The sequence below is a fragment of the Nocardia sp. N2S4-5 genome (genome assembly GCF_044628355.1).
Lineage (GTDB): Bacteria > Actinomycetota > Actinomycetes > Mycobacteriales > Mycobacteriaceae > Nocardia > Nocardia wallacei_B.
The window spans coordinates 6,623,299-6,643,611 of sequence record NZ_JBIUPM010000001.1 but is presented as its reverse complement, the minus strand read 5'-3'; the positions used below and the strand labels follow the sequence as shown (position 1 = coordinate 6,643,611).

At 68.9% G+C, this 20,313-nt stretch carries 21 protein-coding genes; 11 read left to right on the top strand and 10 right to left on the bottom strand.

Annotated elements, in window-relative coordinates:
- Positions 1 to 69 precede the first annotated feature (69 nt).
- The gene (locus ACFMRZ_RS30730; protein ID WP_400181750.1) at positions 70 to 825 is read right to left on the bottom strand and encodes a class I SAM-dependent methyltransferase; all 756 of its coding nucleotides are present in this window, start codon (positions 823 to 825) and stop codon (positions 70 to 72) included.
- An 84-nt stretch (positions 826 to 909) separates the two neighbouring features.
- On the opposite strand from ACFMRZ_RS30730, the gene ACFMRZ_RS30725 reads away from it, so the two are divergent.
- Positions 910 to 1,317, top strand: a complete 408-nt coding sequence (locus tag ACFMRZ_RS30725) for a heme-binding protein (protein ID WP_400181749.1) — start codon at positions 910 to 912, stop codon at positions 1,315 to 1,317.
- Positions 1,318 to 1,323: 6 nt separating this feature from the next.
- On the opposite strand, the gene ACFMRZ_RS30720 is transcribed toward ACFMRZ_RS30725, so the two are convergent.
- Positions 1,324 to 1,749, bottom strand: coding sequence for a hypothetical protein (locus tag ACFMRZ_RS30720; RefSeq protein ID WP_280276283.1), 426 nt, complete (start codon positions 1,747 to 1,749; stop codon positions 1,324 to 1,326).
- Between the two features lie 153 nt (positions 1,750 to 1,902).
- Between ACFMRZ_RS30720 and ACFMRZ_RS30715 the strand changes: the two genes are divergently transcribed.
- The 5 genes from ACFMRZ_RS30715 to ACFMRZ_RS30695 all read left to right on the top strand — a co-directional run bounded on the left by ACFMRZ_RS30715 (position 1,903) and on the right by ACFMRZ_RS30695 (position 7,202).
- Positions 1,903 to 4,206 (top strand): FdhF/YdeP family oxidoreductase, encoded by a 2,304-nt coding sequence (locus ACFMRZ_RS30715; RefSeq protein WP_400181748.1) that lies wholly within the window; start codon positions 1,903 to 1,905, stop codon positions 4,204 to 4,206.
- Between the two features lie 19 nt (positions 4,207 to 4,225).
- Positions 4,226 to 5,077: a formate dehydrogenase accessory sulfurtransferase FdhD gene (gene fdhD / locus ACFMRZ_RS30710; RefSeq protein ID WP_400181747.1), complete on the top strand. Its 852-nt coding sequence runs from the start codon at positions 4,226 to 4,228 to the stop codon at positions 5,075 to 5,077.
- A 28-nt stretch (positions 5,078 to 5,105) separates the two neighbouring features.
- A complete protein-coding gene (locus ACFMRZ_RS30705; protein ID WP_280276286.1) occupies positions 5,106 to 5,486 on the top strand; it encodes a nuclear transport factor 2 family protein in 381 nt (126 codons plus the stop codon).
- Positions 5,487 to 5,510: 24 nt separating this feature from the next.
- Complete coding sequence (locus ACFMRZ_RS30700; protein ID WP_400183011.1) at positions 5,511 to 6,575, top strand: class II histone deacetylase; 1,065 nt, start codon at positions 5,511 to 5,513, stop codon at positions 6,573 to 6,575.
- Between the two features lie 96 nt (positions 6,576 to 6,671).
- On the top strand, positions 6,672 to 7,202 hold the full coding sequence (locus ACFMRZ_RS30695; RefSeq protein ID WP_280276288.1) for a hypothetical protein: 531 nt from the start codon (positions 6,672 to 6,674) through the stop codon (positions 7,200 to 7,202).
- Positions 7,203 to 7,395: 193 nt separating this feature from the next.
- On the opposite strand, the gene ACFMRZ_RS30690 is transcribed toward ACFMRZ_RS30695, so the two are convergent.
- On the bottom strand, positions 7,396 to 7,854 hold the full coding sequence (locus ACFMRZ_RS30690; RefSeq protein ID WP_400181746.1) for a MarR family winged helix-turn-helix transcriptional regulator: 459 nt from the start codon (positions 7,852 to 7,854) through the stop codon (positions 7,396 to 7,398).
- 68 nt (positions 7,855 to 7,922) lie between these two features.
- Between ACFMRZ_RS30690 and ACFMRZ_RS30685 the strand changes: the two genes are divergently transcribed.
- Both ACFMRZ_RS30685 and ACFMRZ_RS30680 read left to right on the top strand, forming a co-directional pair.
- The gene (locus tag ACFMRZ_RS30685) at positions 7,923 to 8,516 is read left to right on the top strand and encodes a TIGR03086 family metal-binding protein (RefSeq protein WP_400181745.1); all 594 of its coding nucleotides are present in this window, start codon (positions 7,923 to 7,925) and stop codon (positions 8,514 to 8,516) included.
- Between the two features lie 84 nt (positions 8,517 to 8,600).
- The gene (locus ACFMRZ_RS30680; protein ID WP_280272460.1) at positions 8,601 to 9,173 is read left to right on the top strand and encodes a carboxymuconolactone decarboxylase family protein; all 573 of its coding nucleotides are present in this window, start codon (positions 8,601 to 8,603) and stop codon (positions 9,171 to 9,173) included.
- 67 nt (positions 9,174 to 9,240) lie between these two features.
- On the opposite strand, the gene clpX is transcribed toward ACFMRZ_RS30680, so the two are convergent.
- From clpX to ACFMRZ_RS30645, 7 genes are all read right to left on the bottom strand, one after another.
- The gene (clpX, locus tag ACFMRZ_RS30675; RefSeq protein ID WP_187684583.1) at positions 9,241 to 10,521 is read right to left on the bottom strand and encodes an ATP-dependent Clp protease ATP-binding subunit ClpX; all 1,281 of its coding nucleotides are present in this window, start codon (positions 10,519 to 10,521) and stop codon (positions 9,241 to 9,243) included.
- A gap of 317 nt (positions 10,522 to 10,838) precedes the next feature.
- Positions 10,839 to 11,507 (bottom strand): ATP-dependent Clp protease proteolytic subunit, encoded by a 669-nt coding sequence (locus ACFMRZ_RS30670; RefSeq protein WP_280272459.1) that lies wholly within the window; start codon positions 11,505 to 11,507, stop codon positions 10,839 to 10,841.
- Positions 11,508 to 11,536: 29 nt separating this feature from the next.
- Entirely contained in the window at positions 11,537 to 12,124 is a 588-nt protein-coding gene (locus ACFMRZ_RS30665) for an ATP-dependent Clp protease proteolytic subunit (protein WP_280272458.1), read from the bottom strand.
- A 214-nt stretch (positions 12,125 to 12,338) separates the two neighbouring features.
- The gene (tig, locus tag ACFMRZ_RS30660; protein ID WP_400181744.1) at positions 12,339 to 13,730 is read right to left on the bottom strand and encodes a trigger factor; all 1,392 of its coding nucleotides are present in this window, start codon (positions 13,728 to 13,730) and stop codon (positions 12,339 to 12,341) included.
- A 109-nt stretch (positions 13,731 to 13,839) separates the two neighbouring features.
- Positions 13,840 to 14,490 carry an FKBP-type peptidyl-prolyl cis-trans isomerase gene (locus ACFMRZ_RS30655; protein ID WP_400181743.1) on the bottom strand — a complete coding sequence of 217 codons (651 nt, stop codon included), beginning with the start codon at positions 14,488 to 14,490 and terminating at the stop codon, positions 13,840 to 13,842.
- A 25-nt stretch (positions 14,491 to 14,515) separates the two neighbouring features.
- Positions 14,516 to 15,946, bottom strand: coding sequence for a sensor histidine kinase (locus ACFMRZ_RS30650; RefSeq protein ID WP_400183010.1), 1,431 nt, complete (start codon positions 15,944 to 15,946; stop codon positions 14,516 to 14,518).
- Between the two features lie 180 nt (positions 15,947 to 16,126).
- The gene (locus ACFMRZ_RS30645) at positions 16,127 to 16,612 is read right to left on the bottom strand and encodes an NUDIX domain-containing protein (RefSeq protein ID WP_400181741.1); all 486 of its coding nucleotides are present in this window, start codon (positions 16,610 to 16,612) and stop codon (positions 16,127 to 16,129) included.
- A gap of 84 nt (positions 16,613 to 16,696) precedes the next feature.
- Between ACFMRZ_RS30645 and ACFMRZ_RS30640 the strand changes: the two genes are divergently transcribed.
- The 3 genes from ACFMRZ_RS30640 to ACFMRZ_RS30630 all read left to right on the top strand — a co-directional run bounded on the left by ACFMRZ_RS30640 (position 16,697) and on the right by ACFMRZ_RS30630 (position 20,297).
- Positions 16,697 to 18,076 carry a hypothetical protein gene (locus ACFMRZ_RS30640; RefSeq protein ID WP_400181740.1) on the top strand — a complete coding sequence of 460 codons (1,380 nt, stop codon included), beginning with the start codon at positions 16,697 to 16,699 and terminating at the stop codon, positions 18,074 to 18,076.
- Positions 18,077 to 18,111: 35 nt separating this feature from the next.
- Complete coding sequence (locus ACFMRZ_RS30635) at positions 18,112 to 18,522, top strand: YbaB/EbfC family nucleoid-associated protein (RefSeq protein WP_400181739.1); 411 nt, start codon at positions 18,112 to 18,114, stop codon at positions 18,520 to 18,522.
- Positions 18,523 to 18,626: 104 nt separating this feature from the next.
- Positions 18,627 to 20,297 carry a hypothetical protein gene (locus ACFMRZ_RS30630; protein ID WP_400181738.1) on the top strand — a complete coding sequence of 557 codons (1,671 nt, stop codon included), beginning with the start codon at positions 18,627 to 18,629 and terminating at the stop codon, positions 20,295 to 20,297.
- The last annotated feature ends 16 nt before the right edge of the window (positions 20,298 to 20,313 follow it).

Here is a 20,313-nt window from a genome sequence, read left to right as displayed (position 1 = left end):
ATTCCGCTCCCATCCCCCGGCCGAGGGCATAGTGCCCCATGCCGATCGAGGGTCTGGACGCGGAGAAATTCACAGTTTGCGGGCCTCGATAAGCGTGCGGGAGGAGTGGGCGAGGAAGGAGCCTCGCCGCTCGATGTGTTCGTGAAGGGTGCGGAGACGGTCACGGTGGGCCTCGACGGTGAAGCCGGGGACGATCCAGATCACCTTGCGGAGGAAGTAGACGATCGCACCGATGTCGTAGAACTCCATCCGCAGCCGCTCATGTCGCTGGTCCACGATCTCGAGCCCCGCCGCCCGGGCCGCCGCGGCCTCGTCGTCGGGGTGGCGCTCGCGCCGGGCCGCGGGTTGCGGGCCGAGGAAATATTCGACCAGTTCGAACACGCTGGCCGGGCCGACGTGCTGGGCGAAATAGGTGCCGCCGGGCCGCAGCACCCGGGCGATCTCGTGCCATTGGACGGTCGCCGGATGTCGGCTCGTCACCAGATCGAACGCCGCGTCGGCGAACGGCAGCGGGGGCTCGTCCGCATCGGCGACCACCACCGCGCCCCGGGGGTGCAGCAGCGCCGTGGCCTTGGCGATGTTCGGCGGCCACGATTCGGTGGCGACCATCGTCGGCGGAAACACCGCGGCCTCGGCGAGGACTTCACCGCCGCCGGTCTGGATGTCCAGTGCGGCCGTCGCGGTCGCGAGCCGCGCGCTCATCGAGCGCTGATAGCCCCAGGACGGTCGCTGTTCGGTAGCCCGCCCGTCCAGCCAGGAGAAGTCCCAACCCGCCACCGGCGCCGACTCCGCTTCCGCCAGCAGCGCTTCGAATGTCCGCTCCATGGCCGGGCATTCTGCCGACAACTCGGCTCGGCTTCGAACGATTTCTTCACCACCGGTGTGGCGCGGGTGGGGGACGATGGGGTCGTGGGGATTTCTCTGGACCTGGCCGAATCGGTGATCGCCGCGGCGCGAAAGGCAGCAGGTGAGGCGGGCGTGGTGGTTTCGCTCGCGGTGGTCGAGACCGGTGGTGAGCTGGTGGCATTCGCACGGATGGACGGCGCTACCCAGGGCACCGGGGAGGCGGCGAAACGCAAGGCGGAGGCGGCCATCGCGCTCGGGTTCGACACCGTGCACATGACCGCGACCGACGCGGCGGGGCAGCCGTTGTTCGGCGGCCCGCAGGCCACCGACTCGCATGCGCTGGTACCCAACGGCGGTGGGATCGTCATCCGGGTCGGCGGCGCCGTGATCGGCGGGCTGGGCGTCTCCGGCGCGGCCGCCTCGATCGTCGACCACCGGATCGGCAGTGCCGCCGTCGAGCACCTGAACTGACGGGCGCTAGCCGCCGAAGACGCCGCAGCCGAAGCCGAGGGGAACGCCCTGGCCGACTCGCAGGCCCAGGGGGGCGGGGGGAAGTTCGGCGGGTTGGCCGTCCTGGACAGCGGTCAGGGTGTGCGGGCCTTGGGTGGCGGGGACCCAGCCGGTCAGCGCGTAGGCGCCGGCGGGGCGGACCCGGGCGACCGGAACTCCGTTGTCGTAGAAGGTGACCGGAGCGGCGGGGTCGTCCACGAACGCCTGCAGGGTGTATCGGCAACCGGTGCCGTAGTTCGTCGCCACGCCGACGCTCAGATCGGGTGTGGCGCCGAGCCTGGTCACCGACGCGTCGGCGGGCTGAGCCACGAGCAGCCCGAGCGCCGCGGCGGCGACCGCTCCCGCGGCCACCGTGCTCGCCCGCCCGACCGTAATCCTCGAAATGCTGTGCATAGTTCCTCGTCGTTCTCCGGTCCTCGGTGCGCGGTCCCCGGCACCATACCGCGTAAGCTCGACCACCTGGGACGGTTTGTGTCGCCACTGGTCCCCGCCGGTCACACCCGGTTCGATCGACGGATCCGTCGTAGGCAGGAGGACGAGACAGTCATGCATCGCAAGGCGCCGACACAGGACATCGACGAAGCCGAACTCACCGTCACCCCGCCCAAGCGCGAGGCGGCCGGACTGACCGCCGTGGCTGTCGCGCTGGATCGCGGCGTCGAGGAGATGGGCCTGATTCGCACCGGCCGTACCCTCGCCCGGCTCAACCAGCGCGACGGCTTCGACTGCCCCAGTTGCGCGTGGCCCGACCCCACCGGCCCCCGCCGGGTCGCCGAATTCTGCGAGAACGGCGCCAAGGCCGTCGCGGAAGAGGCCACGCTGCGCACGGTGACACCGGAGTTCTTCGCCGAGCACTCGATCGCCGAGCTGGCGACCAAGTCCGGCTATTGGCTCGGTCAGCAGGGTCGCATCACCGAACCCATGGTGCTGCGCCCGGGCGACACGCACTACTCCCCCATCGCGTGGGAGGAGGCGTACCGCCTCATCGCCGACACGCTCCGCGCCTTGGACAGCCCGAACGAGGCACTGTTCTACACGTCCGGCCGCACCGCCAACGAGACCGCGTTCCTCTACCAATTGCTGGCCCGCTCGTTCGGCACCAACAACCTGCCCGACTGCTCGAACATGTGCCACGAGTCCTCCGGCGCGGCGCTGACCAGCTCGATCGGCATCGGCAAGGGTTCGGTATCGATCGACGACTTCCCGAAGGCGGACCTGATCCTCATCGCCGGGCAGAACCCGGGCACCAACCACCCCCGCATGCTCAGCTCACTGCAGCACGCGAAGAAGCACGGCGCGCGGATCATCGCGGTCAACCCGCTGCCCGAGGCCGGCCTCCTCGGTTTCCGCGACCCGCAGACCGTGAAGGGCTACACCACCGGATTGCGCATCGCCGACGATTTCCTGCAGATCCGGCTCGGCGGCGATATGGCGCTGTTCCAGGGCCTGGGCAAGCTGCTGCTGGAGGCGGAGGACCGCGCTCCCGGCACCGTGGTCGATCGAGCCTTCGTGGAGAGCCACACCGCCGGTTACGAGGCATACGAAAAGCATTTGCGCGCAGTGGATCTCGACGTGGTCGAGGAGGCCACCGGCCTGACCCGCGCCGAACTGGAGCACACTGCGGCGCTGCTGGCGGAGTCGAAGGCCACGATCATGTGCTGGGCGATGGGCCTCACACAGCAGCGCTACGGCGTGCCCACCATCGAGGAGGCCACCAACCTGCTGCTGTTGCGCGGCATGATCGGCAAGCCGGGCGCGGGCGTCTGCCCGGTGCGCGGACACTCCAACGTGCAGGGCGACCGCACCATGGGTATCTGGGAGCAGATGCCCGAAACCTTCCTGGCCGCACTGGATTCCGAGTTCGGTATCCGTTCCCCGCGCGAACACGGCTGGGACACCGTCGATTCCATTCGCGCGATGCGGGACGGCCGGGCGAAGGTGTTCGTCGCCATGGGCGGCAACTTCGTCTCCGCCACCCCCGACACCGAGATCACCGAGGCCGCGCTGCGCAGCTGCGGGGTGACCGTGCACGTCTCGACCAAGCTCAACCGCAGCCACGTGGTGCACGGCCGGACCGCGCTCATCCTGCCCACGCTCGGCCGCACCGATGAGGATCTGTCCCCCGACGGCGCCAAACAGCGTGTCTCGGTGGAGGATTCGATGTCGATGGTGCATCTGTCGACCGGTCGGCTGCGGCCGGTCAGCTCGCAGTTGCGCAGTGAGGTCGCGATCGTGTGCGAACTCGCGCGCGAGCTGTTCGGCCCCGGCCATCCCGTGCCGTGGGACGAGTTCCGGCGCGACTACGACCGCGTCCGCGACGCGATCGCCCGGGTCGTCCCCGGCTGCGCCGACTACAACGCAAAGGTGCGGCAGCGCAACGGCTTCCAGTTGCCGCACCCGCCGCGCGACGCCCGCGAGTTCCGCACCGCCACCGGCAAGGCCAATTTCGCGGTCAACGAGCTGCGCTGGCTGCCGGTGCCGGAGGGCCGGTTGATCCTGCAGACCCTGCGCAGTCACGACCAGTACAACACCACCATCTACGGTCTCGACGACCGCTACCGCGGCATCCACCACGGCCGGAAGGTGGTGCTGGTCAATCCCGGCGACATCACCGCGCTCGGCTTCGCCGACGGCGACCTGGTGGATCTGGTCACGGAATGGACCGATGGCATCGAGCGCCGCGTGACGGGATTCCGGCTGGTGGGCTACTCGACGCCGCGCGGCAATGCCGCCGCCTACTACCCCGAGACGAATCCGCTGGTCCCCTTGGACCACGTGGCGGAGCGATCGAACACACCGGTCTCCAAGGCGGTGACCGTCCGCCTGGAACGTCATTCACACACCCGATGAGGGACATCGAGGCCACGCAGTGAGCAGAGTTACCGCACGACGGAAGACACTTCGACTCACGCCCGACGGGCAGATCCGGCGGCCGGACACCCTGGCCGTCGAGGAACCCCTCGAAATGCGCGTCGACGGGCGTTCCCTCACCGTCACCATGCGCACACCCGGCAGCGACATCGATCTCGCGCACGGATTTCTGTTGAGCGAGAACATCATCGGCTCCCCCGACGATATCGTCTCGGCCCGCTACTGCGCGGGCACCGACGAGAACGGGCAGAACACCTACAACGTGCTGGACATCCAGTTGCGTACGCCCACACCGGTTCCCGCCCGCAATTTCCTCACCACCAGCGCCTGCGGCCTCTGCGGCAAGACCGCGCTGGACGAGGTCCGCACCCGCACCCGATTCCCCCTGCCCGCCGCGGGTCCGCTGCTCGACACGGACATCCTCGCCGGGCTCCCCGGCGAATTGCGCTCGCGCCAGTCGGTTTTCGACGCCACCGGCGGCCTGCACGCGGCGGGCCTGTTCACCACCGACGGCCGCGCGCTCGCCGTGCGCGAGGACGTCGGCCGACACAACGCCGTGGACAAGGTGATCGGCTGGGCGTTGCGCGAGAACCGCGTGCCCGCCCACGATCTCGTCCTGATCGTCAGCGGCCGCGCCTCCTTCGAATTGGTCCAGAAGGCCGTGATGGCCGGGATCCCCGTACTCGGCGCCGTATCCGCACCCAGTTCGCTGGCCGTCGACCTGGCCGACGAGTCCGGGCTCACCCTCGCCGGGTTCCTGCGCGGCGACACCATGAACGTCTACACCGGGGCGCACCGGCTGCGCCTACCGGACACCGCGGCCGCGAACGGTGCTACGCTGCGCCACTAGAACACGTTTCAATTCAGTGGGAGTTTGCATGGCAGCGCAGCAGATCCGCGCGGCGGTCGAACGGTACGTGCAGCTGGTGGCCACCGGCCCGACCGCGGACATCCTGGCCCTCTACGCCCCCGACGCGGTCGTGGAGGACCCCATCGGCAGCGAGCCGCGCCGCGGGCACGCCGCCATCGGCGAACTCTACGACGCCCTCGCACAGGTCCAGCGCAAGACCGAACTGGACGCCGTCCGCGTCAACGGCCGGCACGCCGCGGTCTCCTTCACACTGATCACCGAGGCGGGCGGCACACGCATGACGCTCTCCCCGATCGACGTGATGGAGTTCGACGACGAGGGCCGCATCACGAGCATGCGCGCCTACTGGGGGCCCGACGACGCGAAGATCGACCCGATCGAGAGCTGAGGCCCCGGTTGCGAAGCGCAGCCGATCGGCCATCACCTCGCACACCCCGACACCAAGCGTCGCTTCCACGAATTGGTCGCGGTCTCCGGCGTACTGAACGAGCTTCGATCGATCCCGGCCGTCCCGGCAGGCGAGGACGACATCCTGCGGGTGCACACCCCGGAACACCTGGCGCGCATCAAGTCCGAGAGCCTGCAACCCAAGGGCGGCGACGCCGGCGACGGCTGCTCGCCGTTCGGACGCGGCGGCTACGAGATCGCGGCGCTGTCGGCGGGCGGGGCGATCGAACTCGTCAAGGAGGTCGTCGCGGGCACGGTCGACAACGGATACGCACTGGTGAACCCGCCCGGACATCACGCGACGCGGGCCACCGGCATGGGGTTCTGCATGTTCAACAACGTGTCCGTGGCCGCGGCCTACGCCAAGGCGGTACTGGGGTTGGAACGCGTGGCGATCGTCGACTGGGATGTCCACCACGGCAACGGAACCCAGGACATCTGGTACGACGATCCGTCGGTGCTCACCGTCTCGATCCACCAGCACCTGTGCTTCCCGCCGGGATCCGGTTACCGCGAGGAACGCGGCACCGGCGACGGCCACGGGTACGCGCTCAACATCCCACTCCCGCCGGGCAGCGGCGACGCGGCCTACCTGCATGCCGTCGATCGGGTCGTGGCGCCGGCGCTACGCGCCTTCCGGCCGGAACTCGTGCTCGTCGCGTCGGGTTTCGACGCGAGCATCCTCGACCCGCTGGCTCGCCAGATGGTTACCAGCAGCGGCTTCCAGCAGCTCACCCGCGCACTGCTGGACCTCGCCGCCCAGCTCTGCGACGGGCGGATCGCCTTCGTTCAGGAGGGCGGCTACAGCCCGCACTATGTGCCGTTCTGCGGGGTGGCCGTACTCCGGGAACTGCTCGGGAAGGAATTCGTCGCCGATCCCTACACACCGATCGTCAGCACCCAGGGCGGCGATGTCCTGCTCGACCACGAGGCGGCCGCGATCGAGGCCGCCGTGCCGTTGCTGGATGTCCTGAAGGAGCGTGGCGCGCACCATTCCGGCGGCTCTCGCGAGTTGACCCCGGCGCCCTGACCCGCCGGACCGTTCGCCCGCCCCCTTGTCCACACCGAATGTCCGGTTTACGGTGGGCAGCATCCGATGTGGCGGGGCGGCGAACGGGAGGATCCCATGCGGATCTCGGTCCAGCGTGCAGGCGACAACTTGCGGGTGCGGATGCGGCTGGACGTCAACCGGCGGCGGTGGCTGATCACGACCATCGGGCTGTGGCTCCTGGCATTGGCGGGTGCGATCACCGGCCTGTGGGCGGTCGTGGCGCCGGCGACGTGGTTCCGCGCCTATCCCGGCCTGGGCCTGAATTGGGTCGCCGCCGATGGTCCGTTCAACCAGCACCTGTCCGCGGACGTGGGCGCGTTCTTCCTGGCGCTGGCAGCCGTCTCCGCCGCGGCGCTGTACTACGGCGACAGCCTGCTCGCCCGCGCCGCCGGACTCGGCTGGCTGGTCTTCGGGGTGCCGCACCTGATCTATCACCTCGCGCACAAACCGGCCGAGATGTCCACCGGCAACTACGTTTTCAGCCTGATCGCGGCCCTGCTGCTGCCGGTGGCCGGCGCCGTCGTGCTGATCGCCGCGCCGCGCGAGCGCGTCCAGCTGCGCGACCCGGCGCCCCTCACCATTCGCCTGCCCGGCCGTAAGCGCTGACCCGCGCGTGAATTTCGGGCCGGCCGATGAACTTTCCGGCCCCGCCCCGTCGTAACAAGTGGAGCCGCTCAGGCGATCCGGAACATACGGGATAAAGGTTCAACGGCGAACCACGGGGGATCAATGGCGATCCCCGGCAGCGGGCGCGACCGGTACACCGGTCGTCACCGATTCCGCACCGAGATCAACAGCGTCACTCCGACGTGACGTCTCCGCCGACGAGGTCGTCGCGCGGCAGGTCGGCGAGGGTGGCGAGGGCGCTGAGAAAACCGCGCCGGTCGGCCGTCGACAGCCGGCTCAGTAGCCGCTCGTCCATGGCTTGGATGTCGGCTTGCGCGGCACGCGCCAGGGTGCGTCCGCGCGCGGTCACCGCGAGCAGCTTGGCCCGCCGGTCCGCCGGGTCCGGCCGGCGTTCGATCAGGCCGCGCTCCTGCAGGTCGTCGAGGATCGGGATGATGCGGGTCTTGTCCGCGCCGATCTCCTCCGCCAGCACCCCCTGACCGCGAGCCGGGCCACGCCCCAGGGCCAGTAGCACCGAGTACGCCCACATGGTCAGCCCGTGCGAGTCCAGAATCGGCCGCTCGGCCGCCATCAGGGCGCGGCCGAGCGGCGCGATCATCGCCGCCAGATCCGGACGCTCCGTCTTCGCCATGCGGACAAATCTACGTGCTCAAAATAATAGGCATGGACATATGATATGCGTCTGCTTACTATCTACATATGCTTGATATTCGTGAACTGAACCGGCGCGCCGTGGACTACAGCGTCGACATCGTCTCTGCCCTGAAACCCGCCGACCTGGACCGGCCCACCCCGTGCTCGGCCTGGAACCTCTCGGACCTGTTGTCGCACATGACCGTTCAACATCGCGGTTTCGCCGCCGCGGCCCGCGGGCACGGGGCCGACGAGGCCGTCTGGCAGGCCGGGCCGCTGCCCGCGGATCCCGTCGCCGACTACGCCGCCGCGGCGGCCGATGTGATCGCCGCCTACGCCGAACCCGGGGTGCTGGATCGGCAGTTCGCCATGCCCGAGTTCGGCCCGGGCGTCGAAGTGCCCGGCAGCCAGGCCATCGGCTTCCACTTCATCGACTACGTCGTGCACGGCTGGGACGTCGCGCGCACCCTGGACCTGCCGTACCGGCTCGAGGATGACCTGGCCGGACCGGCGCTGGAGATCGCCCTCGCGGTCCCCGACACCGAACAGCGCGAGCAGCCCGGCTCGCCCTTCGCCCGCGCCCTCCCCACCCCGGACTCGGCCACCGCCCTCGACCGCATCCTGCGCTCCCTCGGCCGCTCCCCATCCTGGCCCGAGTGATCCGTGACCGTCTTCACACCGTCTGCCCGTCACGTCGCACAATGGTTTCTCGTCCAAGGGATAGTCCCCTCGGAAGGAGAGATCATGAGCAGCACCCGAATTCCCGCCGTCACACCCGAGCAGGCGGGGCTGTTCACCCGGCTGCTGTACCGCTACAGCAAGCGCCGGTTCGGCGAGGTGCCGGAGCCGTTCGCGGTCGCGGCCAACCATCCCCAACTGCTGGCCGCGACCGCCGTGCACGAGGGCATGGCCGAAAAGGCTTGCACCGCATTGCCGTTGCCCATCCGGGAGATCGCGGTCTACCGGGTGGCGTGGACGGTGGGTTGTTCCTGGTGCGTCGATTTCGGCGCCATGCTGATGCGGCTGAGCCATCTCGACATCGGCAAGCTCGAGCACATCGCCGAGTACGAGACCTCACCCTCGTACAGCGACGACGAGCGCGCGGCCATCGCCTACGCCGACGCCATGACCGCCACCCCGACCACGGTCACCGATGAGCAGGTCACCGACCTGAAGAAGCGCTTCGGCACCAAGGGCGTGATGGAACTGACCTTCCAGATCGCCCTGGAGAACTCGCGCGCCCGCAGCTATTCGGCACTGGGCATCACCGCCCAGGGCTTCAGCACGGACTCCTGCCGAGTCCCCTGGGCGCAGTAGCCCGGCCCCGAAAAGGCCGTCAGCCCACCGCGAAACAGCGGTGGGCTGACGATCGGGAGAAAAAGTCTCAGGCCGACTTCTCGCGGCGCTCCGGTGGCTGGCGCTTGCGGGGCACGATGGTGGGGAGCACGTTGTCGTTGACGGTGTCGGCGTTCACGACCACCTTGGCGACATCGTCGCGGCTGGGGATGTCGTACATCACCGGCAGCAGCACTTCCTCCATGATGGCGCGCAGGCCACGAGCGCCGGTGCCGCGCAGGATCGCCTGGTCCGCAACGGCTTCCAGGGCGTCCTGGGTGAATTCCAGGTCCACGCCGTCCATTTCGAACAGCCGGACGTACTGCTTCACCAGTGCGTTCTTCGGCTCGGACAGGATGCGCACCAGCGATTCCTTGTCCAGGTTGGTCACCGAGGCCACGATCGGGAGCCGGCCGATGAACTCCGGGATCAGGCCGAACTTGATCAGATCCTCCGGCATCACCTCGGCGAAGTGATCGGCGGTGTCGATCTCGCTCTTGGAGCGGACCTCCGCGCCGAATCCGATGCCGCGCTTGCCGACCCGATCCTGAACGATCTTCTCCAGCCCGGCGAACGCGCCCGCCACGATGAACAGGACGTTGGTCGTATCGATCTGGATGAATTCCTGGTGCGGATGCTTGCGGCCACCCTGCGGCGGCACGCTCGCCTGCGTGCCCTCGAGGATCTTCAGCAGCGCCTGCTGCACGCCCTCGCCCGACACGTCGCGGGTGATCGAGGGGTTCTCGCTCTTGCGGGCGATCTTGTCGACCTCGTCGATGTAGATGATGCCCGTCTCGGCGCGCTTCACGTCGTAGTCGGCGGCCTGGATCAGCTTCAGCAGAATGTTCTCGACATCCTCACCGACATAACCGGCCTCGGTGAGCGCGGTGGCGTCGGCGATCGCGAACGGCACGTTCAGCATCTTGGCCAGCGTCTGCGCCAGGTAGGTCTTGCCGCAGCCGGTCGGGCCCAGCATCAGGATGTTGGACTTGGTCAGCTCGACGGGCTCGTTGCGGGAGTCGCGGCCCTTGTCCCCCGCCTGGATGCGCTTGTAGTGGTTGTACACCGCGACGGCGAGCGTGCGCTTGGCGGTGTCCTGCCCGATCACGTACTGCTCGAGGAAGTCTCGGATCTCAGCGGGTTTGGGGAGCTCGTCGAGCTTCACCTCGCTGGACTCGGCCAGCTCCTCCTCGATGATCTCGTTGCACAGATCAATGCACTCGTCGCAGATGTACACCCCTGGTCCCGCAATGAGCTTCTTGACCTGCTTCTGGCTCTTTCCGCAGAACGAGCACTTGAGCAGATCGCCGCCATCACCGATGCGCGCCATCTCGTGGGTCCCTACTTCCTTGTCCGCGTGCAACCGTCTGTCCAGCTGCCGACAAGCCGCCTTCCGAACAACGCTACCCGCCGCACATCGTTCAGTGTCCGACCCGATCGGATTTCGACGCTTCGGCAGTGTCGTTCGGGCCTTCGGCCGTGCCGTCAACCTCTGAGCAAAGGTCCCTAGAGTGACCGTACCCGGTAGATCCGACGGAGGTCGACAACTCGAGCATGTTTCTCATGTGCGCCTCCCGCCGCCGCTGCCCATATTGCCATCGCGACGGGTGCTCGCGCGGCGATACCGGACGACGGGAGGCGTGGTGATCACTTCTTCTGCGCGCTGAGCTTCCGGTACTCGAACACCTGGTCGATGATGCCGTACTCCCGGGCATCCTCGGCCGTCAGGATCTTGTCCCGGTCGGTGTCCTTGCGGATGGTGTCGGCGTCCTTGCCGGTGTGCCGGGCCAGCGTGGTCTCCATCTGCCGCCGCATGCGCTCGATCTCGGCGGCCTGGATCTCCAGATCCGACACCTGGCCCTGAATGCCACCCTCCAGCGACGGCTGGTGGATCAGTACGCGGGCGTTGGGCAGGCAGGCGCGCTTGCCGGGCGTGCCGGCGGCCAGCAGCACCGCGGCGGCCGAGGCGGCCTGACCCAGGCACACGGTCGCGACGTCGGCGCGCACGTACTGCATGGTGTCGTAGATCGCCATCAGCGCGGTGAACGAGCCACCGGGCGAGTTGATGTACATGGTGATGTCACGGTCGGGATCCAGCGACTCCAGCACCAGCAGCTGCGCCATGATGTCGTTGGCCGAGGTGTCGTCCACCGTGGCGCCGAGGAAGATGATGCGCTCCTCGAACAGCTTGTTGTAGGGGTTGGATTCCTTGACACCGAAGCTCGAGTGCTCGATGAACGAGGGCAGGATGTAGCGGGCCTGCGGGCCTGCCGGGGCGATGCCGGACAGGCCGGCGCGGGGGTCGATGAGAGTCATCTCTGTCTCCAAAGGTTCTCGAGCGGTGGCTAGTTGGCGGTGCCGTTGGCCTGGCGGGCGTGGGCGATCACGCTGTCGATGAAGCCGTACTCCAGGGCCTCCGCGGCGGTGAACCAGCGGTCGCGGTCGGCATCGGCCGTCACCTGCTCGATCGACTTGCCGGTGTGTTGCGCCTGCAGCTCGTTCAGCTCGCGCTTGGTGTGGGCGAACTGCTCGGCCTGGATGGCGATGTCGGCGGCCGAACCACCGATACCGGCCGACGGCTGGTGCATCATGATCCGCGCGTGCGGCAGCGCGTAACGCTTGCCGGGCGCCCCGGCGGTCAGCAGGAACTGGCCCATCGAGGCGGCCAAGCCGAGACCGAAGGTGGAGATGTCGCACTCGACCAGCTGCATGGTGTCGTAGATCGCCATGCCCGCGGTGACCGAACCACCCGGGGAGTTGATGTAGAGCGAGATGTCACGCTCCGGGTCCTCTGCCGACAGCAGCAGGATCTGGGCACAGATCTTGTTGGCGATGTCGTCGTCGACCTGGGTGCCCAGGAAGATGATGCGCTCGCGCAGCAGACGCTCGTACACCGAGTCACTGAGGTTGAGCCCAGCGGTCGGCGATGTCATGACCGGCTTGACCCCATCAAAAGCGACAGCCTCATTGATTGTCACGGATACCTGCCCTCTCTCACCGGCTCGGTGCTCGCAAGCACAGCCTTAACTGATTCGCTTTCCCAAACCCTAACGAAGCAGGGCGGCACCGAACTCCCGGTACCGCCCTTACTTCGCTCACAGCGCAACACCGGCAACCGCACCGGGCGCCGGCGCCGTGCGCATTCGACTACTCCGCGCTCGCGCCGGCCTTCTCCGCCGACTCCTGCTCCGCCGTCTCCGGCTCGGCGTCGGAATCGTCCGGGCTGCCGAACATTTCGGCGGTGTCGACGACGTTGCCGTCGGTGTCGGTGACCTTGGCCTGACCGACCACGGTGGCCAGCGCCTTGCCGCGACGCACGTCGGCGAAGATCGCGCCCAGCTGGCCGGCCTGCTGCACCTGCTGGATGAACTGCTCCGGCGACATGCCGTAGCGCTGCGCCTGGAACAGGATGCGCTCGGTCAGCTCCTGCTGGCCGACCTCGGTGTTCTCCGATTCGGCGACGGCGTCGAGCAGCAGCTGGGTCTTCACCGACTTCTCGGCGGCCTCCTTCGAGTCCTTGTCGAACTCCTCGCGGGAGGAGCCCTGCGCCTCGAGCGCCTCGGCGAACTTGGCCTCGTCGTGGTCGAAGCCGTGCACGGCGTCGTGCAGCACGGCGTCGATCTCGCCCTGTACCGCGCCCTCGGGCAGCGGCACCTCGGTCTGCTCCAGCAGCGCCTCGAGCACCTTGTCGCGGATCTCGCCGGCCTGCTGCACCTTCTTGCCCTGCTCGACCCGCTTGCGCAGGTCGTCCTTCAGCTCCTCGACGGTATCGAATTCGCTGGCCAGCTGGGCGAATTCGTCGTCGACGGCGGGCAGTTCACGCTCCTTGACGGAGTTCACCTTGACGGTGATGACCGCCTCCTTGCCGGCGTACTCGCCCGCGACCAGCGTGGAGGTGAATTCCTTGGACTCCTCGGCCGACAGGCCGATCAGGGTCTCGTCGAGGCCCTCGATGAGCTGACCCGAGCCGACCTCGTGCGACAGGCCGGTGGTCGACGCCTCCTCGACCTCCTTGCCGTCGACGGTGGCCGCCAAGTCGATGGAGACGAAGTCGCCCTCCTGAACCGGGCGCTCGACGCCCTTCAGGGTGCCGAAGCGCTGCCGCAGCGACTGCAGCTGCTGCTCGATGTCCTCGTCCTCGATCGAGATCGGGTCGACGGTCACCTCGATGCTCGAGTAATCGGGCAGGGCGACCTCCGGGCGGACGTCGACCTCGGCGGTGAACGCCAGCTCCTGGCCATCCTCGATCTTGGTGATCTCGATCTCCGGCTGGCCGATGACCTTCACCTCGGAGGTCTGCACGGCCTCGCCGTACTTGGTCGGCAGCGCGTCGTTGACGACCTGCTCGAGGATCGCGCCCCGGCCCAGGCGAGCCTCCAGCAGCTTCGCGGGAGCCTTACCCGGCCGGAAGCCGGGAATGCGCACCTGCTGGGCCAGCGCCTTGTACGCCTTGTCGAAGTCCGGCTTCAGCTCCTCGAAGGGCACCTCGACATTGATGCGGACCCGAGTCGGGCTCAGCTGCTCGACGGTGCTCTTCACGGACATGCTCCTTGTTCGTAGTTCTCTGGGTTGACGTCGTCGGTTCCCCCCGATCGCATCCGCCCAGCCTAGTCGACCTGCGTGAGCGGGCCGAATCCACCTCACCCGGTCAGGCCCCGACCTTCACCGCGTCGGTCACGAAGACCAAGGTCTCGTTCGGCTTCACGCCGTTACCGCCGCGCCCGTAGCCGAGGTTCGGCGGGATGATCAGCAGGCGGCGGCTGCCCTCGGTGATCCCGGCCAGGCCCTGGTCCCAGCCGGGGATGACCTCGCCCGCGCCCAGGGTGAGCGGGAAGGGCTGACCGCGATCGAAGGAGCTGTCCAGCTTCTGGTGATCGGACCAGGTGACCAGCGTGTAGTTCATGGTCAGCTGCTGACCGGCCTGCGCGGCCGGGCCGGTGCCCACCACCAGATCCTTGGTGATCAACTGCTGAGGAGGGTCGCAGTCGCCGGGGATGGTGATGGTCGGCGCCTCACCGAAGCCGCCGGTCGTCTTCACGTCGTCGGCGGTGCACTCCCGGCCGTGCCGCTGCGGCGTGGTCTGGGCCTGCGAGGCGGCCGACGCGGACGTCGTCGCCGCGGCGGAGTCCGACTCGTCGTCACTGCCGCACGCGGCCAGCGCGAGTACCGCGGCCGCGACCATCCCGGTCGACACGATCCTGCCCACCATGCGCATGCCGCGCTCCTCCTCCTGCTCGGGCCACGCCACCACGGCGGCGGCGGGTTGCCGCGCCGAACCTACACGCAGACACGCCTTCACGCACCGATCCGCCACATCGCCGCGCTCACCCGTCGAGGGCGGGCGTCGATCGGGGCAGCACCACGGTGAAGGTCGCGCCCCGGCCCGGCTCGCTGTCGACGCTCACGCGACCGCCGTGGGCGGCGACCAGGGCCTGCACGATCGACAGGCCCAGGCCGGTGCCGCCGCTGGCGCGGGTGCGGGAGGAGTCGGTGCGGTAGAAGCGCTCGAAGACCTTGGACGCGGCCTCGGGCGACAGTCCCGGCCCCTCGTCGGAGACATCGATGCGGACCTCGTCCGCGGCGGGCGTGAGGCGCACGGTGACGGGGGTACCGGGCGGGGTGTGCGCCAGGGCGTTGCCGAGCAGGTTGCCCAGCACCTGCCGCAGCCGGTCGGCGTCGCCCCGCACCTCCAATGTGCCGGTGCCCGAGGCGATATCGAGCGAGATGGCACGGGTCGACGCACTCGCCTCGCGGGCGGCCATGGCCTGCGCGCTGTGCACCGCGTCCCCGGCCAGCGACAGCAGATCGACCGGTTGCCGCTGCAGCGGGCGCTGCGCGTCCAGCCGGGCCAGCATCAGCAGATCCTCCACCAGCAGCCCCATCCGCTCCGCCTCCACCTCGACGCGTTCCAGCACCAGCCGCGGATCTCGGCTCGCCCCTTGGCGATACAGCTCGGCAAACCCGCGGATCGTGGTCAGCGGCGTGCGCAGTTCGTGACTGGCGTCGGCGACGAACTGCCGCATCTTGGCCTCCGAACGCCGCGCGGCCTCCTCCGACGCCTCGGTCGCCGCGACGCCGTGCTGGATCTGGGACAGCATCGAATTCAACGACCGCGCAAGATGATCCACCTCGGTGTCGACCCCGCGCACCGGCACGCGGCGGCTCAGATCACCGGCCGCGATGGCCGCGGCCGTCTCCTCCACCTGGCGCAGCGGGCGCAGGCTGCGGCGCACCACTAGGTAGCCGCCCACGCCCAGCAGCAACAGCGCCGCCGCACCGGTTCCGGCCTCGAATATCAGTAGCCGCGAGACGGTTTCACGATTGTCGTCCAGGGACAGGGCGATGGTGGTGGAGCCGTACTGGTTGGCGGTGGTCAGCACCCGCCACTTCGTCGACGAGCCGTCCGCCGAATCGACCGTGACGGGAGTTCCGATCGGCACGCCGGACAGGTCGGGCCCGTCCGCCGGCGCCGGGCGGCCGGTGTCGTAGACCTGTCCGTCGGGCGATTTGCGCAGCTCGTAGAACTTGCGCGGCTGGTCGGTGGGGGCGGGTTCGCGCGGTGGCGGGCTGGGCAGGTCGGCCGGAACCCAGATCGTGCCCTGGCCACCCGTGAGCTGCCGCATCGGATGCGGCTGCGCCCAACCGCGCGACGAATCGTAGAGCTGTTCGTCGGTCCGCGCGGTCAGCGAGCGCGACAGCGCCGAGGTGACCGCGAACCCCGAGGCGACCAGGACCACCCCGGCCAAGACCACCATCGCGACGACCAGGCCGATCCGCAGCGGAATCGCCGAGACGCGCCGACCGAGCGCCGACCGCACCCTCAACGGAGCACCCGTCTACTCCGCACGGCGGGGCGGGCCGAATCTGCAGCGTTCACGCACCCCATCTCTACTCGGCGACACTGGGAGATTGCTGGAAGCGGGCTGGGCGTTTTCTCAGGACTCCGCTCGCACGCCGTCCAGGTGGTCGGCGAGGCGTTGCAGGAACGGCCGCTGCCCGGTCCCCAGCTTCTCGTGCGCGGTGGTCAGATCGAACCATTCGGCGCGGTCGATCTCGGGAAACTCCCGCAACTGCCCCGACCGCGGCGGCCACTCCATCTCGAAGGTGCCCGGGACCACCCGCTCCGGGTCGAGGTCACCCTCGACCGCCCACACCAGCACCTGCTTCTTGCCGCGGCCACTGCCGTACCGCACCTCCCCGAGCGCGACCCAGTCCCCGTCGGGCACCGGCAGCCCGAGTTCCTCGGTGAACTCCCGCCGCGCGGCCGGCAGCGAATCCTCGGTCTCCGGCTCGTACTCCCCCTTCGGAATCGACCAGGCCCCAGCATCCTTCCGCGCCCACAGCGGCCCACCCATGTGCCCCAGCAACACCCGCACCTCGGGCGCACGACGAAAGAGCAGGACTCCGGCGCTGTATTTCATGTCCCACAGTGTGCCCTGGTCTCACCCCATTCCTGGGAACCGTCGACAATGATGGTCGGTGCGAGCCGGGCCGAGGAGGTAGGAATGTCAGCCGCACCCGGTGACTTCCGGGATCAGATCGCCGAGGCCCTCACGGCACTCGGTCCGGCGGGCTGGCACCGAGCCGACGCGGTCTTCGCGATGACGATCTCCGCCGAGGCCGGGCATATCGTGTACGCCGTTGGCGAGCGGGCCGTTCCGATGGCCCCGCCCGAATCCATGCTGCGGATCGTTCGGGAGCACCGCGCGGTGGCCGCCCGGACGGCACGCGGGCCGTGGTGGCGACTGCTGGTGCGCCTCACCGACTCCGGTTCGCCGGAAGTGAGCCACGACTACGGCGAGCAACCCTTCCCGCCGGGACAGTTGTTCGAGCCACAGGCGTATCGCTCGGACCTCTCGGCATATCCGCGCGATCGGGTACCGGTGTGGCTGGCCGCCTACATCGGCCACGGCGACCGGCAGCGACGCACGCCGCGGCAGGCGGCCGCGCAGGAGCACGCGGACCGCTCCGGAAATATATGGGCGACGTTGGCGCCCAACGAGTTTCCGCCGTTCCCCACGATGTGGGCGCGTTGGGCGACGATTGCCGCCGCGTTCGTGGCCGCCGGCTCGCAGTCGGGTCCCCGCATGCTGCCCTGGACCGGTGTGTTCGAGGGCGCGGATCACGACGGTTCCACCCTGCAGGCGCTGCCCGGTGGCCGCGCGGTGCTGTCGGGCGGAGTATGGAACGCCCCGGCACTGGAGGCGGCCTACAACGAAGGTGCGCCGCTCCCGAATCTGTATGCGGGAGCACCACATTGGGTATGCGAGCCGGTGCTGAATCCACGCATCGAGTCCGGCCTGCTGTCGTTCTGCTACTGGTGGGAGGCCGGTCACTGGTACCGGGGCGAGTCCCCCACCTCGGACGAGTGCGACACCGCCGTGCCGGGAATGTGGACCGCGGACACCGTGCGCGAGATCGTCGCGGATCTGGTGCCCGTCGAACGCGGTGACCGCTCCGGCGCGATCACCGCGCTGATCGCCGCCGCCGAAGCCGGAGCCGTCAGCCGATCCGTTCTCATCGACGTCTTCGGTGACGACGAGCACCTCGACCTCGACGGCGCGCTGCACCAGTACCTGCTCGCGGGCCTGGCCCCGCCGGAGCCCGCGCCGATGCCGGCCGAGGAGGCGGTCTCGAGGGTGCGCGACTACATCACCGGACTCGACCTGGACACCACCGGATATCCGTTGTCCCAGTTGACCGCCGAGCGTTTCAGCGTCGGGTGGATGGTCTACGTTCCGCCGCCGGAGGGCACGGTCGCGATCGGCCGGGCGGTCTTCTATATCGGTGACGACGGCGTGCTCGAGGTTTCGGCGACCGTGGCCCCAGAGGCCTACGTCGCGGAGTTCGAGCGGAGGTTCGCCGAACGCCGGGGCGTGGCCTGACCGATCACCCGATTGTCGACGAGAGGTAGGTACCGATGGAACGCTGGGAACAAGACGCGCTGCGTTCGGCCAACTACGGCATGCGCAATCAGGTCGATCATATGCTCGACCTGCTCGCCGACCAGCGCACCCAACTCGCCGCGGTGCAGCAGCAGCTGGATACCGCCCGCTTCACCGCCACGTCACCCGACGGCTCGGTCGAGGTGACCGTCGACGCGTCCGGCGTCCTCACCGACGTGCGGTTCAGCGAGAACGCATTGCGCGGCACCGCCGAGCAGCTGAGCACCTCCGTCACCGAGACCGGGCGCGCGGCTGCCAGGCAGGCTCAGGAGCAGACACGGCAGTTGCTGACCCCGCTCGCCGACGCGATGCCCGACCTGCCCGATCTGGTACCGGGCGCGCCCAGCCTGCGTGACCCCGTGGACGCGGACATGCCCCGCGACTGACGACAGGAGATTCCCAGCAATGGGGACGTCGACCCCCTGAAATTCGGGGCAGGTAACGGAGAATGTGGTCGCGGTTCCGTGGGTGCGGGTGAAGGGTTTGCCGGATGAGTCGATCGCTTCATGTCGATTCAGACCTGGTGCGCGCCTTGGTGTCCGAGCTGTCCGCGGCAGCCGACCAGGCGGGCCGGGATCTGACCGAGTTGAAAAGCGTACTCGCCCACCAGGGCGAGCCGTGGGGCGACGACGAACCCGGGCAGCAGATCGGCGAGGCGTACGTCCCCCAAGCGGACCAGAGCCTCGAGGGATATGAGAATCTCGTCGACAACCTGCGCCGGCTGAGCACGGAAATCGGCGGCGCCGCAGAGAGTTTCGACCAGCAGGATCAGGATCTCGGCAATCTGATCGGCGAGGTAGGCAACGACTTCGCACCGAATTCCGCCCAGCCCGGGTACCCGACACAGGTCACTCCCGTCCCGTTCGCACAGAGTCCGCAGCAGCAGCCCGAGTCGGCGTATCCCGGCGATACCGCGGCGAATACGGCCGGGCAGCCGACCACCACCCCCGCGCCCTCGACGCAGTCGGGTGATCCGGCCTCCACCCCGACACACATACCCACCGGGTACGATCCGTCCGGCATGCCGACATCGGACACACAGCCGTCCGAGTCAGCCGAACCCCCTGCGCCCCAGGCGAATCAGGCAACCACAGCCAGCGCTCCGGCGAGCGCGCCCGGTGGGACGGCACCGCCATCGGCCGCCGGCACGGACCCCGGTCGAGCACGCACGACAGATCGTGCGCCGGAGTCTTCGCCACGTGCCGGGAGCAACTCCGCCACACCGCGGAAGAACACGCAGACACCGTGGTCACGTGGCTCGGGCTGGTCGCCCCCGACCGGGGCCACGCGGCGACCGAACTCCCCCGGTTCACCGTGGTCACGGTCCGGCCCCGGCACTCCCCGACTCGGGCGGGTATTCGGACCGGAGCCCGGCGGACCGGGCGCGGTACCGCCGAACCAGCTGCGGAAGAACCGAAAGGACAAGGCGCGCAAGGACAAGCAGCGCGCCGCTGCCGCACCGGATCCGGTAGTACCGACCGACGCCAGGGCCCTGGAATCGGCTCGCGCCATGGCCGAACGTCATGGCTTGCGACTCAGCGGATTCGATACCTCGGGCATCGGAATCCGGGCGGCCGAGGAGATCGCGGCAGCCCTCGACGACCTGCTGGGCAAGTATCCGTTCGTCGCGCTGAGCGGCCTCGAGATCGCCGAACTGGGCAACGGCCGCGTCTCCGAGGTACGAATGGACCCACCCGGCGAGCCCGGGCGCGGACCGCGACTGCTGCTCGACCGCACACTGGTCGCGAATCCGGCTCGGCTGGCCGTCGCGGCCGAGCGCGCGGTGCGGGCCGGGAAAGCGATACCGGAATCGGCTGAGCGACCGCTGTATTCGGCCGTCGTGGCCGCCTTCGGGCGGATTCTGGCGACGCCGGCGGGCTCGCGTCTCCGCCGGTCGGCACAGCGTGCGCTGATCACCGAGTACCACCGGATCAGCGGGCCGTGGTCCGGCCGCGACACGCTCGCCCATGTCGTGCACGGTTATCGGCGCTGGCGTGACGCGCTCGGCGGCAGCGTGACAGCGGGCAGATTCGATCCGGAGGCGGCGTTGGTCGCCGCGTTCACGGAGGTCGAGTTGCGCGGGACCGGCGCGTGCGGTCCGGCGAAGGTTCTGCACCTGCTGGTCGTGGAGGGCGCGCGCGGGCGGTCGAGTTCACGGTGACCACCCTCGCTCCGGG

Bases quoted from the DNA above. Each gene is read 5' to 3' on its own strand.
- ACFMRZ_RS30730 (WP_400181750.1), bottom strand. From the start codon at position 825: ATGGAGCGGACATTCGAAGCGCTGCTGGCGGAAGCGGAGTCGGCGCCG.
- ACFMRZ_RS30720 (WP_280276283.1), bottom strand. From the start codon at position 1,749: ATGCACAGCATTTCGAGGATTACGGTCGGGCGGGCGAGCACGGTGGCC.
- ACFMRZ_RS30715 (WP_400181748.1), top strand. From the start codon at position 1,903: ATGCATCGCAAGGCGCCGACACAGGACATCGACGAAGCCGAACTCACC.
- ACFMRZ_RS30705 (WP_280276286.1), top strand. From the start codon at position 5,106: ATGGCAGCGCAGCAGATCCGCGCGGCGGTCGAACGGTACGTGCAGCTG.
- ACFMRZ_RS30695 (WP_280276288.1), top strand. From the start codon at position 6,672: ATGCGGATCTCGGTCCAGCGTGCAGGCGACAACTTGCGGGTGCGGATG.
- ACFMRZ_RS30690 (WP_400181746.1), bottom strand. From the start codon at position 7,854: ATGGCGAAGACGGAGCGTCCGGATCTGGCGGCGATGATCGCGCCGCTC.
- ACFMRZ_RS30685 (WP_400181745.1), top strand. From the start codon at position 7,923: ATGCTTGATATTCGTGAACTGAACCGGCGCGCCGTGGACTACAGCGTC.
- ACFMRZ_RS30680 (WP_280272460.1), top strand. From the start codon at position 8,601: ATGAGCAGCACCCGAATTCCCGCCGTCACACCCGAGCAGGCGGGGCTG.
- clpX (WP_187684583.1), bottom strand. From the start codon at position 10,521: ATGGCGCGCATCGGTGATGGCGGCGATCTGCTCAAGTGCTCGTTCTGC.
- ACFMRZ_RS30670 (WP_280272459.1), bottom strand. From the start codon at position 11,507: ATGACTCTCATCGACCCCCGCGCCGGCCTGTCCGGCATCGCCCCGGCA.
- ACFMRZ_RS30665 (WP_280272458.1), bottom strand. From the start codon at position 12,124: ATGACATCGCCGACCGCTGGGCTCAACCTCAGTGACTCGGTGTACGAG.
- ACFMRZ_RS30650 (WP_400183010.1), bottom strand. From the start codon at position 15,946: ATGGTGGTCTTGGCCGGGGTGGTCCTGGTCGCCTCGGGGTTCGCGGTC.
- ACFMRZ_RS30645 (WP_400181741.1), bottom strand. From the start codon at position 16,612: ATGAAATACAGCGCCGGAGTCCTGCTCTTTCGTCGTGCGCCCGAGGTG.
- ACFMRZ_RS30640 (WP_400181740.1), top strand. From the start codon at position 16,697: ATGTCAGCCGCACCCGGTGACTTCCGGGATCAGATCGCCGAGGCCCTC.
- ACFMRZ_RS30635 (WP_400181739.1), top strand. From the start codon at position 18,112: ATGGAACGCTGGGAACAAGACGCGCTGCGTTCGGCCAACTACGGCATG.
- ACFMRZ_RS30630 (WP_400181738.1), top strand. From the start codon at position 18,627: ATGAGTCGATCGCTTCATGTCGATTCAGACCTGGTGCGCGCCTTGGTG.